Annotated in this window: 9 protein-coding genes and 1 tRNA gene; 4 read left to right on the forward strand and 6 right to left on the reverse strand. The window is 61.3% G+C overall.

The window, feature by feature from the left end:
• Together ABIV12_RS10590 and ABIV12_RS10595 are read left to right on the forward strand one after the other, a co-directional pair.
• A partial coding sequence (locus ABIV12_RS10590; RefSeq protein ID WP_348059027.1) for an NUDIX domain-containing protein occupies positions 1 to 536 on the forward strand: 536 nt, incomplete at its 5' end.
• Positions 529 to 801: an oxidative damage protection protein gene (locus tag ABIV12_RS10595; protein WP_348059029.1), complete on the forward strand. Its 273-nt coding sequence runs from the start codon at positions 529 to 531 to the stop codon at positions 799 to 801. The genes ABIV12_RS10590 and ABIV12_RS10595, both read left to right, overlap by 8 nt.
• Positions 802 to 1,044: 243 nt before the next feature.
• Here the strand turns inward: ABIV12_RS10595 and ABIV12_RS10600 are convergent, their stop codons facing one another.
• Both ABIV12_RS10600 and ABIV12_RS10605 read right to left on the reverse strand, forming a co-directional pair.
• A complete protein-coding gene (locus ABIV12_RS10600) occupies positions 1,045 to 3,531 on the reverse strand; it encodes a M56 family metallopeptidase (protein ID WP_348059031.1) in 2,487 nt (828 codons plus the stop codon).
• Positions 3,521 to 3,907, reverse strand: a complete 387-nt coding sequence (locus ABIV12_RS10605; protein ID WP_348059033.1) for a BlaI/MecI/CopY family transcriptional regulator — start codon at positions 3,905 to 3,907, stop codon at positions 3,521 to 3,523. The genes ABIV12_RS10600 and ABIV12_RS10605 overlap by 11 nt, the downstream gene beginning before the upstream one ends.
• A gap of 239 nt (positions 3,908 to 4,146) precedes the next feature.
• Here ABIV12_RS10605 and ABIV12_RS10610 point away from each other — a divergent pair.
• Positions 4,147 to 4,222, forward strand: a tRNA-Phe gene (locus ABIV12_RS10610).
• Between the two features lie 368 nt (positions 4,223 to 4,590).
• Entirely contained in the window at positions 4,591 to 5,577 is a 987-nt protein-coding gene (locus ABIV12_RS10615; protein WP_348059035.1) for an IS5 family transposase, read from the forward strand.
• Between the two features lie 85 nt (positions 5,578 to 5,662).
• Here the strand turns inward: ABIV12_RS10615 and ABIV12_RS10620 are convergent, their stop codons facing one another.
• The 4 genes from ABIV12_RS10620 to ABIV12_RS10635 form a co-directional block, all read right to left on the reverse strand.
• Entirely contained in the window at positions 5,663 to 6,262 is a 600-nt protein-coding gene (locus ABIV12_RS10620; RefSeq protein ID WP_348059037.1) for a hypothetical protein, read from the reverse strand.
• Between the two features lie 228 nt (positions 6,263 to 6,490).
• A complete protein-coding gene (locus ABIV12_RS10625) occupies positions 6,491 to 9,607 on the reverse strand; it encodes a type I restriction endonuclease subunit R (protein WP_348059039.1) in 3,117 nt (1,038 codons plus the stop codon).
• Positions 9,608 to 9,778: 171 nt separating this feature from the next.
• On the reverse strand, positions 9,779 to 12,586 hold the full coding sequence (locus ABIV12_RS10630) for a DEAD/DEAH box helicase (protein WP_348059041.1): 2,808 nt from the start codon (positions 12,584 to 12,586) through the stop codon (positions 9,779 to 9,781).
• Positions 12,573 to 14,660, reverse strand: a complete 2,088-nt coding sequence (locus ABIV12_RS10635; protein WP_348059043.1) for a hypothetical protein — start codon at positions 14,658 to 14,660, stop codon at positions 12,573 to 12,575. Before ABIV12_RS10635 ends, ABIV12_RS10630 begins: the two co-directional genes overlap by 14 nt.
• Positions 14,661 to 14,767 lie beyond the last annotated feature (107 nt).

The raw sequence follows: 14,767 nt of genomic DNA on the forward strand, positions 1-14,767 counted from the left end.
TCGCCGACTACACCCAGGCGATCATGGATCTGGGCGCAACGCTGTGCACCCCGCGTCGTCCGCAATGCGAGCGTTGCCCTGTAGCGGAGCATTGCACTGCACGTCGCGAAGGCATCACCGCGCTCATTCCCGAATCGAAGCCCAAGCGCGTGACACCGACGCGATCGACCACGATGTTGATCGTGCGTGACAGCGAGAACCGCGTGCTGCTGGAGCGTCGCCCACCGACCGGCGTATGGGCACGCTTATGGAGTCTTCCGGAGATCGACGACACCGCCGACGCGATCCATCATCTCGACATGAGATATGCGGTGCGAGCCGGCGAACCCGAAGCGCTTGACCCGTTCGTCCACACCTTCAGCCACTATCATCTGCACATCACGCCGCTGCTGCTGGCCGGCGTCGCGAACGTGGATCGCATCAACGACGACCCCGACCGACGCTGGATTGCAAAGGCGCAACTCGACACGCTGGGTGTGCCCGCGCCCGTGCGTACACTGCTCGAATCATTGATTCCTGGAACTCCGAATGCGTAACGTGACTTGCGTCAAACTCAACCGCGAAGCGGAAGGCCTTGCGTTTGCACCGTGGCCGGGCGAACTCGGCAAGCGCATCTACGAGAACGTGTCGAAGGAAGCGTGGGCCGGCTGGCTCGCGCACCAGACGATGCTCATCAACGAGAACCGCCTCAATCCGCTCGACGCGAAGACCCGCACGTTCATCGCGACCGAGATGGAGAAGTATTTCTTTGGCGAGGGATCGGCGGCGCCTGACGGGTACGTGGCACCTGAGAAGAGCTGAAGCAACGCAACAGCTTGAAACACGAAGGACACGAAGAAAAAGCCCTCGGGGTGAGTCGGGAGTTCCGCTGACGTCGGCGCGCTGCGTCCCGACAAACCGCTGGCGGCAGAAGCGCGTCCGGCCTACAACAGCAGCGCGCGCAACCCGTAGGCTGCACGCGCTTGCGCGGCCGGCAGATCATCACCCAATCGCGAGAGCACTTGCGAACCGCCCCAGCGCTTCGCAACAACTCAGCCACCTACCTCAACCGGCAAACCGGTCCAGCGCCCGCTCCGCAGTGGCCCGCTCGTAGTCCGACAGCCTGCGCGTCGCGTCGCGGTAACGCGCGATCAGCGCTGGATCATTCGGCATCTTGCCGGCCAGCGCGACCAGCACCTCGCGGCATTCGTAGTCCGAGCCGATGTTCTTCGCAACGTCGAGCACCGCACCGCTGCCGACCTTGCCGAACTTCGGCGCCTCGATCAGTGCCAGCAACGCCTCGCGGCGTTCGTAGTCCGAACCGAGTCCGCCCGCCGCAGCGCCATACGCCACCGCAATACGATCCGCGTCACCAATTTGCCGAACCGTCGCGACGAGCAGCTCGCGCCGCTCGTAATCCGAACCGATCTTCGCCGACGCATCGATGAGCTGCGACAGCGTCGCGTCGTCGAGGTGCGTCTTGTCGAGCAGCGCCGACAGCACGCGGCGATGTTCATAGTCGGACGAAATGCCCGCTGCCGCAGCGAGCCACGCAGCGCGCAGCTCGGGGTTGTCCACCAGAGTCGGCAGCATCCCGACCAGCAGTTCGGCCCGTTCGTAGTCCGAGCTGATCTTCTGCGCCTGCGCGAGCACCATCTTTTGCTGTGCGGCATCGAACGGCTGCAGCGTTGAGAGCGCCGACAACGCGGTACGACGGTCGTAGTCGGTATCGCTGCGGTCGACCAGGCCGATCGCGCGCGTCATGTCGGCCGATGACAGCTTGCCCGTCGCTGCTAGCTGTCTGATGTACTCGCCACGTGCATAACCCGAGCGGATGCGCTCGATCTCCTCGAGCACCGCCGTCGCGCCACCGCTTGCGTACAGGTGCTTCACGCGCGCTTCGGCGTCGATCGCGGTTTCGCGGATGACGATCGCGATGATGCCGGCGATCCACGTCTGTGCATCCGCGTCGATCGGCTGTTCGTGGTCGGCGACGAAGTAGTGGCGTTCGATCTTGCCGTTGTGGCTGGCGAAGTCGATGCGACGCTCGTTGCCCGACTTCGTTTCGGCGAAGCTCGCCTTGCCGCCGTCCTGCAGCGTCGCGACATCGCTGGTGTCGTCGTTGAACGTGATCTGGCCCTTGATGCGCGCGCTGAAGTTGTTCGCGTCATCGCCCACTTCGACGGTGGTGTAGTCCTTCAACCCGAAGAACCCGCCATTTGACGTGATGTGCACGTGGCTGCCGCCCTTCGGTTCCGGTGGCGGTGGCGGTGGCGTAGGTGGCGGAGCCGACGGCGTCGATGGAGACGGCGGTGGTGGCGGTGGCACCGGCGGAGTCGGGGGAACCGGCGCTGCCGAGGTCACGACACCGGCCTGCGCGGTGGCGAAGAGCGCGGCCGGAGCCGTTGTCGTCACCGCGGCTTCCGCCGTACCGACGACGACGCTGAAGCCCGGCAGAACTGACGAAGCAACAGTCAGCGACAACAGAGCAACAATCGCCGCGCGCGGCATGGAAATGGAAATGTTCAAAGGCGTGCCCTCGATCAGGTGGTCGATGCGTTGGAGCAATGGGGAATCGCGATGCGCCATCGCGGACGCAAGCTCGGGGTTGAACCCCGCACACCGCTCGGCGCATTCGGCCAGGCACTGCGCGAGCGAACGCCCATTGCCGAGGTGCCGCGCCGCCCACGCATCGCAGGCAAGCTCGGCGATTTCATCGAGGCGCTTGCGCGCGAGGCGCGCCGGCGGCAGGAACCACAACACGCCACACCAGCTCGCAATGAGCAGCTTCCACGCCGGATCGCGACGCGCGAGATGCGCGGTTTCGTGCGCCAGCATTGCGCGCACCTGCTCAGGCTCGAGCAAATCCACCGCCCAGCGCGGCAACGCAATCATGCGTCCACGCGCGGCAATCGGGCTCGCAAGATGATCGAGCACGGCGAGTCGGGGTGACGCGGTGCGCGCTTCGGTCGCGAGCATCGCGGCCGCATCGGTGATCGATGCGTCATGCAGCGGCATCGCGCGCGACAGCACACGTTCGAGGCGCAGCCACGACAGCATGAGGCGCACGCCGACGATCAGCGCACCAGCCAGCCACGCCGCAACCAGCAACGTCTGCCACGAAATCGCGCGCCATAGATCCTGCACAGCCGCGACGGCCGACGCGACCGGATCCACATTCGACATTGGCGGCGCCAGCACGACGCGCGGCGTCGGCAACGAAGCAATCGAAGTGGTCGACGGCTTTTTCGACTCACGCGTGTTCACCGCGTGAGTGACGGAAGTCTCCGCAACGGCGCGCGACACCAGCGGCGTCGCGATCGCAGCAGCCGCCCGATGCGCAACAGCAAAACGCGCCGCCATCGGCATGTCGAGCACCGTCTGCATGGTTGCCGTGACGAGACCTCCAAATAGCGCGACCCGCCACAGCATCTCGCGCCACGCCGGCCGCGTGCGCACCACGCCGCGATCCGCCGCCCACGCAATCGCAAGCAACACGCTGGCGTGCAGCGCCAGCGTCAGCAACCACGCCGCCACGAATTCAGTTTTCATGGGATTCCCTTGACGCCAGCCGGCGCCTGACCTTGGCCAGATCGCCCGGGGCGATCTCCGATTCCTGCACCAGATGCGCCACCAGCTGCTGCGCGTCGCCGGCGAACAGCGAACCGAGAAGCCCGGCCACCATCGACCGCCGCACGTCCGCCTCGTCGACCAGCGCACGGTAGTAGAGCTGCCGCCCATCGCGCCGCTGCTCGACCACACCGCGCTTCTCCAGCCGCGTCAGCACCGTCGCAATCGTCGTATGCGCCAGCCCGCGATCACTGAGTTCCGCCGCCACATCCGCCGTACTCGCCTCGCCCCGTCGCCACAGCACGCGCATCAGCGCGATCTGCAACTCGCTCAACGTGATGTCCGCCCTCGCCGCCATCGAACCGTCCTCTACACCTGTCGTACTACAGTTGTAGTAGAAAGGATCGAGGCGCGCAAGTGGCTGGAAGTCATGGGTGGTTTGCCAGTGACTGATGAGCTGAGCGCGGCCAATTGACGGACCTCAGACGACCTCGCAGCGCGTCCCACCCCTGGATCAACTTGACGGATTCCCGGAGCGCGGCTCTAATACGCGGCCCCGCTGCGGTCGTCCCTCGACTGCACGAAGTGTCACAGCATGGCCGGGTAGCTCAGTTGGTAGAGCAGGGGATTGAAAATCCCCGTGTCGGCGGTTCGATTCCGTCCCCGGCCACCACATTACGCGTACTCACGTGCACAGAAGCAGCTTCACCTGCAGGCTTTGCCGGATTTCGAGGCGGTTTTGACCGTAGTGTGCTTGGCGGTGATGACTCGGACACAAAGCCGCAACGTTGCCTTGCGTGTCAGGTCCGTTCTCGCACAGCGGTATCACGTGGTGCGTTTCGAGATAGATCCCACCCCGAAGAAGTGACGAAGCCGAATTCCCCACAGTACTCGCAGTGACCAGCCGCTCGAAGAAGAACTGCCTTCCTAACGTCGCCGTCGCGCAAGAAGACATTGGCACTTCGAAGTACCTTGGGAAGGTCTGAACAAGTCGATCTAATTGTGGTCAGATGATTCGGTCGATACAAGGTGAAGCGCGCGATGAGCCAGATGAGTTTCGGCGACTCGGAATATTCGAGCAAGCGAAAGAAGACACGACGCGAGGTCTTTCTCGCGGAGATGGAGCAGGTCATTCCTTGGCGCTCGCTGTTGGACTTGATCGCGCCGTTCTATCCGGTCGCTGGTCGGGGACGACCGCCGTATCGGCTGGAGACGATGCTGCGGGTTCACTTGCTACAGAACTGGTATGCACTGAGCGACCCGGGCATGGAAGAGGCGCTGTACGAAACGACGCCGCTGCGCACCTTCGCGAAGCTGTCGTTGACCGCGCCGATTCCGGACGAAACGACGATCCTCAATTTCCGGCGACTGCTGGAGGTCAACGAACTGGCGCCGCAGATTCTGTCGCGAGTGAATACGCATCTGACGCGCAAAGGATTGCTGCTCAAGCGCGGCAGCATGGTAGACGCGAGGATCATCGCGGCGCCGAGCTCGACGAAGAATGCCGAGGGGACGCGCGATCCCGAGATGCATCAGACCAAGAAGGGCAATCAGTGGTATTTCGGAATGAAGGCGCACATCGGCGTGGATGTCGATTCGGGCTTGGTGCACACGGTCGTGACGACGGCCGCCAATGAAGCGGACATCGAGGTGGTGGACGAGCTGCTGCACGGCAAGGAAGAGGTGGTGTACGCGGACGCGGGATATACCGGCGCGGACAAGCGCGTACAGCGCAAACGTCTGAAATGGCAGATCGCTGCCAAGCGCGGAACGATCAAGGCGATGAAGGAAGGGCGCGCGAAAGCTGCGGCGGAGAAACGCGAAACGGCAAAGGCGCGCATTCGCGCTCGCGGTGAGCATCCGTTCCGCGTGGTCAAATGCCAATTCGGAATGGTGAAGGCGCGCTTCCGCGGATTGGCAAAGAACGCCTCGCAAATGGTCACCCTGTTCGCATTGTCCAATCTTTGGATGGCGCGAAAAAAGTTGATGGCGATGACAGGTTCATTGCGTCCGCAGTTTGCGAACTGAGCCGAAAATACGGCTTGTAAACGATAAAAATGCCCTTTCCAACTCGCAAGGCGATTCTGAAACGCGTTTCCTGAGCCAGAGGCTCTCACACGATGCAGACGAAGGCTTGTTCAGACCTTCCCTTGTCCGGCGCGGCCCCAAAATCGAGAAGCGAAAATTGATCCAGAAACTTTCGAGGATCGATGCCCCGCACAAGCAAACAGTCACCTGTCTCCCATTTGTACTCCGCAACTGACCACACTTGGTCGTCGAGGATTCGTCGCTTGACCTGAGACGCCTTGTCGGGATCGCGCTCGGTGTCTCTCCTATTGCCATCGTTTACGATCACTCGAACGGGCAGTCTTAACTTCGCTGCAGCCTGAAAGGCCAGATCCAGACGACGAGCGCGACGCGACCAGTTTGAATGCCGACCCTCGCTCTCTAGCTTCGTTGCGAGATTTTGGAAATTGAGACGTTGGAAAATGATCCCACTGCCATCCACCTCCATGCTGTCGAACCATAGATTGAGAACGACAACTCTTTCTCCGTCGACAAATGCCCACTCATAGCAATATTTGGGGTTGGTCGAGGGATTTGGTCCTTTGAAATTCGTCCAATCACTGTCGTCGATACCCGCTGCATGGACGAGATCCATCACACGCAGCTTTTTCCGTGGCCTGATGGCTTCAAGCAATTCGCGACTCATTCAATACTGCCCAGTTGCGACAATCATCCTCTTGACCCCGACGAAAACGAGATCGTCAGCCGCCGAGACTTGGCTCTCTGCCGGTAAGATTTTCAACGAATTCATCACTCATGTTCGAATGACATACTTCCGAACGTAGTCCATGAGTTCTCGAAAGTCTGCACTTTGCAGGCAGATAGCACACGGCGCGCGGCGCGAAATCGGCGAAGAAAAATCTCGCCCATGGGTTCAATTCGCCTCAAACGCCCAAGTGTCGGCCAACAACTCCGCCTGCGCGATGATCTTTTCAGTCGCATTCGGCTGCGCGTCGGGTGGGTACTTGTGCTTGGCCAGCAGCACTTTCACCATCACAAGCATTCGCGCTCGTGATGATTTCCGGTTCTGCCAGTTGATCGTTGCGGAATTGCGCAGCTTGTCGGTGAGTTCTTGTGCGAGGGCGCGGAGAACTGGATGGCCCATCTCCCGCACCGCCGATTCGTTCTCGCAGAGCGCCTGGTAGAACGCGAACTCCTCCTCCGTCAGGCCCTCCGGCGGCTTGGAGGCGTTGATCTCTTTGGCGAGCTCGATCAGCTTGTCGATGACCTCAACAGTTGTGAGCCCGCGGTTCTGATATTTCGCGATTGCTTCTTCAAGCTTCTGCGTGAACTCCTTGCCCTGCATCGCGTTTTTTTGACCCCGCGATTTGACCATGTCCGCAATCAGACGCTCCAGCAGTTCAGCGGCAAGATTCTTGGTGGGCATCGCTCTGATCTGCGCCAGGAAGTGGTCGTCCAGCAATGAGATATCCGGCCTCGCGAGTCCAAGCGTGCCGAAGACGTCCTTCACGCCCTCGACCAAGACACCCTTGGCGACAAGCTGTCGCAACGCCGCTTCCTTTTCAAGCCGCGAACGGGTCGCACCGGATCGTGTGAGCTTGATCAGGCAAACGCGTACGGCCTGAAAGAAAGCAATTTCTTCACGCACCGCCATCGCCGCCGGTTGCGTGCCCGCAAGTGCTTGCGCAGTCGTGAGCTTCGCGACCTGATCGAGGTAGCTGCGTAGTCCGAGGTTGCGACCGTTTTCATCGACCTTCGGATTGACTTGAAGCACGTGCTCCATAGCCGGACCCAGCATCGCCAACGCCTTCTTCGGATTGGCGATACCGTCGTACTCGAAGCCGCGAAAGAACTCACTCCGAATGACGTCGAGAGTATCGAGCAGAATGTGTAACGCCTGGCCGGAGGTATCGACTGGCTCGCGCTCAGCCCCAGCGTCCTTCGTGTACTGCTTGATCGCTTTCTTCAATTCCTCGCCAATACCGATGTAGTCGACGATCAATCCCCCCGGCTTGTCCTTCCAGATGCGATTGGTCCGAGCGATGGCCTGCATGAGGCCATGGCCCTTCATCGGCTTGTCGACGTACAACGTGTGCACCGGCGGTGCATCGAAGCCGGTCAACCACATATCTCGTACGATCACCACCTCAAGCGGATCCGCGGCGTCCTTGAAGCGTTTTTCAAGCAGCTTTCGTTGCGGCTTGTCCGTGCGGTGCGGCTGAAAATGCGAAGGATCAGCCGAGCTTCCAGTCATCACGATCTTGATGCGGCCATGATTGATGTCGTTGCTCTGCCAGTCCGGACGAAGCTTAACGATGGCGTCGTAAAGTCCGATCGCCGCCTCGCGCGAGATCGCAACGATCATCGCCTTGCCCGCCATCGCCTCCGTTCGCGCCTCCCAATGCGCGACGAGGTCCTCCGCCAGTACGTCCAGACGACCCTCTGCCATCGCGAGTGCTTCCAGCCGTGTCAACCTGCTGACGGTACGGCTCTGCTGACTCTCGTCCTCGTCATCGGTCACGTCCAGAAATTCGTCCATCAAGGCCTGCTTCTCGGCCTCGTTGAAACGCAGTTCAATGATCCGCGACTCGTAGCTGACCGGAACCACGGCGTGGTCGTCCTGCGCAGCGATCATGTCGTATACGTCGACGTAGGAGCCGAACACCGCTTCGGTGTCTCGATCGTCCAGGCTCACCGGCGTGCCGGTCATGCCCAGATAGATTGCGTTGGGCAACGCATCGCGCATGTACTTGGCGAGGCCATATTTTGTCTTGCCAGTCTGCGTGTCGAGATCAGCCCGGAATCCGTATTGAGTACGGTGCGCCTCGTCAGCAATGACGATCACGTTGGATCGGTCGCACAGCACCGGCACCTTGGTTGTGCCCGCTTCCGGCGCGAATTTGTTGATGGTGGTGAAAATGATCCCACCCGCCTGCACCTGTGAGAGCTTGTCTCTTAGATCGTCGCGACTCTCCGCCTGTTGCGGCGTCCCGCGGAGCGACCACGAGCAGTCGGCAAACGTCTCGTACAACTGCCCATCGAGGTCGTTGCGATCAGTCACCAACACCACGGTGGGGTTGCGAAACTCGGGGTGGTCGCGCAGCGCCATCACGTAGAACAGCGCCAGCAGCGACTTGCCCGACCCCTGCGTGAACCAGATGACGCCGCCTTTTCCATCCTTCTTGTGCAGCAATGCGTCGACTGCGCGCGCTACCGCCTTCTGCACGCCGTGGTACTGGTGCCACTGCGCAATGATCTTGAAGCTTGCGCCGCCGTCGGCCCCACCGAAGGCGACGAAGCTGCGAAAGAATGTCAGCAGTGTGCGCGACTCGAACAGGCCGAGCATCAGCACTTCCAGCTCCAGCCGCCCCTTCGCGACCTTCTCGCCGGCGAGCAGACGCCAACGGGAATAGCGCCCAAAATCGGCGCTCAGTGAGCCGTAACGCGCCACCGTGCCATCGGAAATAACGTTGAGCAGATTGAAGTAGAACAGCTGCGGAATATCGGTCTTGTAAGTCTGGATCTGATTCCAAGCCGCTTCGATGTCCGCATTGATGTCGGCAGGGTTCTTCAGCTCGATCACGACCAGCGGCAAGCCGTTGACGAACAGCACGATGTCCGGTCGACGTACCTTCAGGCCGTGCACGGTGAACTGCTGCACCGCGAGCAGATCATTGGTGCCCGCCCAATCGATCACCAGCGCGCGCAGCACCGCTCGCGTGCCGTCGGTTTCGATGCGTTGCACCGGCACTCCGTTGCGCAGCCAGTCGTAGAGCTCCTTGTTGCCGTCTACCAGCGACTGCGCGCCATAGCCGGACAACTTGTCGACCACTTCGTCGACTTCCGTTGCACTCAATCCGGAATTCAGTCGCACTGTCGCCGCACGCAAACGTGACATCAACACCACGTTCGAATACTTGGCGCGATCGCACTGCACACCACCCGGCGAAACGTCGTCGCCATGCACGCAAGTCCAGCCGAGTTCAGCCAGCCAGTCCAGACAGACGGATTCGAGATGGTCTTCCTTCATAGAACTCCCCTGCCCGTCAGATGGCTCGTCTGCCTATTTAGCCTGTTTACCGATATGACCGAAAGCTCACTTAGAGTGAGCATATTCGGCATTCACTAAACCGAAAGGGCGTTTCTTGCCTGCCACCATGGGCAACTGAGACCTACTCGTGGCTATGGGGTCTGTCCACCCTCACGCGACATCAAGTCGCAGTCGCAGAGTCTCCATCATTGCCTGCGGCACCAGCGGCCCCTCAACTTGGCGCTCTACTTCCCAATCGTTTGCGGTAAGCATCCGCCGTAAAGATTCGTCGGCACCCATCACCACGCCAAACCACTGTTCGCGATCCATGACTACCCTAAACATCTTCTCGTCCTGACAGCCTTCGACATAGGGCAGGTATACGCGGATGGATCGGCCAGCCTGCTCCGCTTTGCAACCCAGTCGGTCGATGCGTCCGGTGCGTTGTTCCAGCGCACTGGGGTTCCAGTCCAAGTCGTGATGAATGACATGTCGGCAATTCAGATGCAGATCCACACCTTCTGCCATCACACTGCTGGCAATCAGGATCTCCGGATAGAACGGAGTATTGAACGTCAGCATGATGCGATCCCGGGTTTCCTCCCGGGTATCGCCGTATACGCGGCGCACGTTGGCCACCAACCGCGCACGCGCACCCGATGGAACCTCGTCATCGCTGAATGAAGCATCCTCCTCCGCACCAGCATGGGACCCGGTCTGGATCTTTCCCAGCGCGGCCAGACATTCCTTGCGTTCTGCCTCGCCGCAGCGGTTCGCGAGGAAATCGAGGAATTGCCGCACCACCGCACGGAAACTCAGACTGGATTCGTCAGTACTGTCGAATATCCCTTCGACCCATTGCGGTCGTTCCAGACTTGTATCCAGATTGGCAAACCGTACGAGGAAAGTTGGCGTGCGAATGAATCGCAGCACGACATCAAGAATGCTCTCACGTGTCGCTGCCTCGCCAAGAACTGGAAACTCGGCCAGCATCGCGTCAACAATCGTCATCACGTCGGCCGCACGATCACGATCCAGCCGGTTGATGAAGCTTTGCAGTTCCTGCTCCACCGCGGCTTCCTCGCAACCAAGTTTTTCGGCTGCGCGCCTGCGGGTTTCGTCCAGCATGGCTTCGGATAGTCGCTGGTGGAGCGCGCGCCCTGTCTGTCGGTAATGACAGAAGATCAGAACTTTCTCGCCGCGGCGCCACAGCGACATTGCCAGCTCCACCGTTGCGTGAACCTTGGGGTGGCGACTGCGGCCTTGGCCACCTATTTCGGTCACGCAATCACGCAATCGGGAGAGATGCCAGGCGCCCGGCACGACCATGTCGTCACGGGCGATGGGCGAACTGGCGGCGTCCACCTCACGATGCGTGTCCAACAGTGCTTCGTAACTGGACGCGATGCCTTCAGCAAACAGCCGTCCAAGAGTAAGTGGTGAATGTATTCGTGCTGCCAGAAGGAAGGGCAGCGCATTTTCTCCACGTACCTTCAAGCCACCGTGTGGATCGTTAACGCAATCCTCTGTTTCGCCCAGAACGGCCTCACCTTCAATGCGCCGCCGCCGCAGCGTGTGCTGATGCGGCGGTGGAAGTTGCAGGGGCCACGCACTGCGCAACAGCCAGGGGCGCAGTTGCTTTTCTGCCCTACGGATGGCGTCATGCGCGTTAGCGAATGCCAGCATGAGCGAACGCAACCTCTCATTGGTCACGCCAAAGCAGGCGGGATCGTCAGCATGGCCGGCACGCTGCCACCATGCGCCACCATGTTCACGGACAGCTTCTTCCAAATCCGGCGGCAGCAGCCGCTTCCAGCTCTGTTCCATCCCCACAGTCGCCAGTTGCATGACACCCAATGCGCCAGCAAGCGCGGTAATCGCGGTATTGAACGCCTCGCGTCCCATGGCGGGTGCTTCTGCACCTTTCCAAGCAATGGCGTCGAAGCGCGACAGCACCTGGCACAACTCGGTATGTCCAAGCTGGAATGGCGTTGCCGTGAGAAACAGCATCCGATCAAAGCGGTGGGCCAGCGGGCCGACCAAGGCATCTTCGCTGTCCCTTGCATCATGGAACAACTGGGCAAGCTGGGTGCCCCCGTGTCGCGCACGATGCGCTTCGTCCAGCACCAGCAACGGCAAAGTCAGTCGCATCCTTGCCAGCACTTCACGCCAGACAGCTGCGAACCCACCTTCTCCCGCAGCGTCCAGAACACGTCGGGCATCCGTCAGGCGCTGATTGATCGTTGCCGACGAGCGCTCAGGTAAGGTTTCCACCACGCACCGATAGACTGCAGACAGATCCAGTTTCTGCAGCGTCCGCACAAACAAATCAGGCACCGGATCATCGGCTGTCTGATCAAGCACGCCGTGTTCTACCAAAATACGTTTCCACGCTGCCGGCGGCGCCTGAAGCAACCGCCCTATCAGCTCCGGGGAAGTCCGACTACTCATGCCCAGGATTTTGCCGGCCCAGCGTGCCACCCGTTGGCGCAGCGCATATACACCTTGCCGGCCTTTTATCGCCGCCTGCAGTAAGGCAAGTTTCGACCACGCGTCGCCAAGTTTCCGGTTCAATGCGCCGTGCGCCAGGACAATGACGGTGGCGCGCGTCGAAGGCGGGTCGTCGAGCAGCTTCAGGAAATCGACGCCGGTTTCCGCGACGCCCACCCGAAATTTCGCACGCTCCTTCGGTGAACTGAGGCATGCGCTGCTGAACGTGTCGGCGTCGCGCTCCCATTTTCCCACCACGCCACGCGGCACCATGATGACAACGGGGCGATTGGGATTGCGCACTACATGCGCTGCTGCCACAGCCAGTGCCACGAAGGTCTTGCCCATGCCTACTTCGTCGCCGAGGATCACTCCCGGCTGCTCAACGAAGCGATCCAGAGTGGCCTGCGCGGAACGCGTCTGTCGCGCAGCATCTTCCGGCGAGATCCTGCCCCGGACATACAGATTGAGCGAGTCAGGCAAGGACAAGGTCACTCTCCTTCATGGCCGCCTCGGCATAGGCACGCAAGGATTCAGACGCCTCGCGCAGTGCCAGATCCAGGCGACCGCGCAGCGATCCGACGAACAGATCCAGCTTTGCCTGCAAGGCAGCAGGAGCAGGCTGACCAGTTGCCTGCATCAGCCGTACCGCCGCCAACTCGCACACCAGTTCCAGTAGCAAAAACGCCCACTCGTCTGGCAGCGCAGGGTCACTCTGTCGTTGTATTGCCTCCACCACCGCAATGGCACCAACCGGCCCGTGCAGCCGCCAAGCCAAAGCGGCCTCCGACAGCACGGGTCGCTCCAGGGATTGCCGCAGTGCCTGCAACGCACCGCAAGCACGACGCACACGCTTGATCAGGAAGCTGCTGGTGTCGACTTTCTTGTGAGGATCTACAAGTTCCACGCCTTGCAAGCCGTCGGAGTCATCGTCATCAGGCTGGCGGCGTAACCAGTCGCGCATTACTTCGTGCAGCGGCCGTGCCGAGCTGAGCAGCTCCAGCAATGCCGTCAAGGTCAGTCCGTGCAACTCCTGCGGCGCTGGCAGCGCATCGGCGGCTTGGACGTTGACCGGCCAGTCCACCGTGCACAACGCGTCTGCCGCGTCACGCCATTCCACTTGCAACAGTGATGGCGGCGGCCCCTGTTTCGTCAGCAAAATCTCAATGGCATCGGCTTGCCCGTCATTGTCCCAGCGCTGACGATCGTAAAGCGTCTCGCTGTCCCTGCGCACGGACCATGCAGCCGGCGACGCGCCGGCTGCAAACTGCAAACCGAGCACGTAATGGTCCTGAGCTCCCGCACGCAACTCGGCTTCCGCAAAGAACGCTGGCAGCGGCGGTGGACCACCACCCTCCGAGTCATCGGCGTCGAAGGCCGGGGCAAAATCCACGGGTGCCTCGGTGGCGATCGCGGCACCACCACGCAGACCGCCGGTCTCAAGCTGGCGGTACAGCGCGTCGTCGTGTCCGGCGCGGACGAAATGCAGGACATTGGCCTCGTAGTTGCGCCGATATGGTGCGAGCCCGGTGCCCGCCGACGTGAAATTGCTCGACCCAACCAGCCACGCCGCCCAACCCGGATGGCACAACGTCAACATCTTGGCATGCAGCGGCCGCCTCTCAGGGCCGCTCTCCGTCGGCACCCCGCTCACGGGAATCGGGTGCAGTGAAAGCACCGCGCCATCGCGCCCTGACGGTTCGCTGCTGCGCACATCGGATGGCACCTGCAAACGCCAGCGTCCGGTTTCGGCGGCATATTCGCCAGCCACGTGCAATCGCAGCCGCGCGTCACCGCGCTGGCGCAGCATCGACCACAAGCGATGCTCTGGCCCCGTGCTGCGTAGTGATTCGTCAAAAAATGGCGACACCACATCCGCAGTTTCCGGTCGCTGCGCAGGCAAGTATTCGTCGAGCTGGTCGAACAGGTTCTTGTGATCTGGTCCCAGCAGTATCAGCCGGCGCTGCAGCCCACGGCCCGGCGCCGTGGTCTGCGGCAGGTTCTCTGTCACCCAGTCCAGCAGCAAATACGCTCGTTGCGTCGCCACACCACGACAAAGCCCCACTATCCCGCGTAGATATTCCAACAGCGGGTCCAGCAGCATGCGATCCGCGGAGCGGCGGTCAAATTCCAGCACCGTCGCCGTTTCCTGATTACGGCGATACCCATCGACGCTGAGGTTGGCCGAGGCCACGATCACCCGCACCAAGTCATGCCACACCAGCAGGCTGATCTTGGCGTGCATTACGCCGCTGGCGGGTCGTGCAGCCAGCAAGTCCCAACGCAGACTGCGACGCCCAGCCGCGTGATGGATGTCGGCCACAACAGCCGCACACAACAACGACGCTAGCTTTTCCTCGCGCTCGATCCGGTACAGCGCACCGTCCCGGCGTGGATCGCTCTGCACATCAGCGAATCGCGCCAAGCATTCTTCTTCGAACAGCGCCGTATCCAGCGTGAAGGTCGTCGCCAGCACACCTATCGGTGTACCTGCGTGTACGGGTGGCTGCCACAGTGACAACATGCGGCGGGCGTTGCCTTCCACTGACTTGATTCGGGCCATCAGCCACTCACCATCGTGCGCTTGGCACGATCCAGATCCAGCGCAAACTTCCACATCGGCTGGGTGCGGTAGGCATGCACGTAGACGCCATCGCGCGAGTGGAACTG

Origin of the sequence: Dokdonella sp. (genome assembly GCF_039926425.1) — a bacterium.
Classification (GTDB): Bacteria; Pseudomonadota; Gammaproteobacteria; order Xanthomonadales; family Rhodanobacteraceae; genus Dokdonella_A.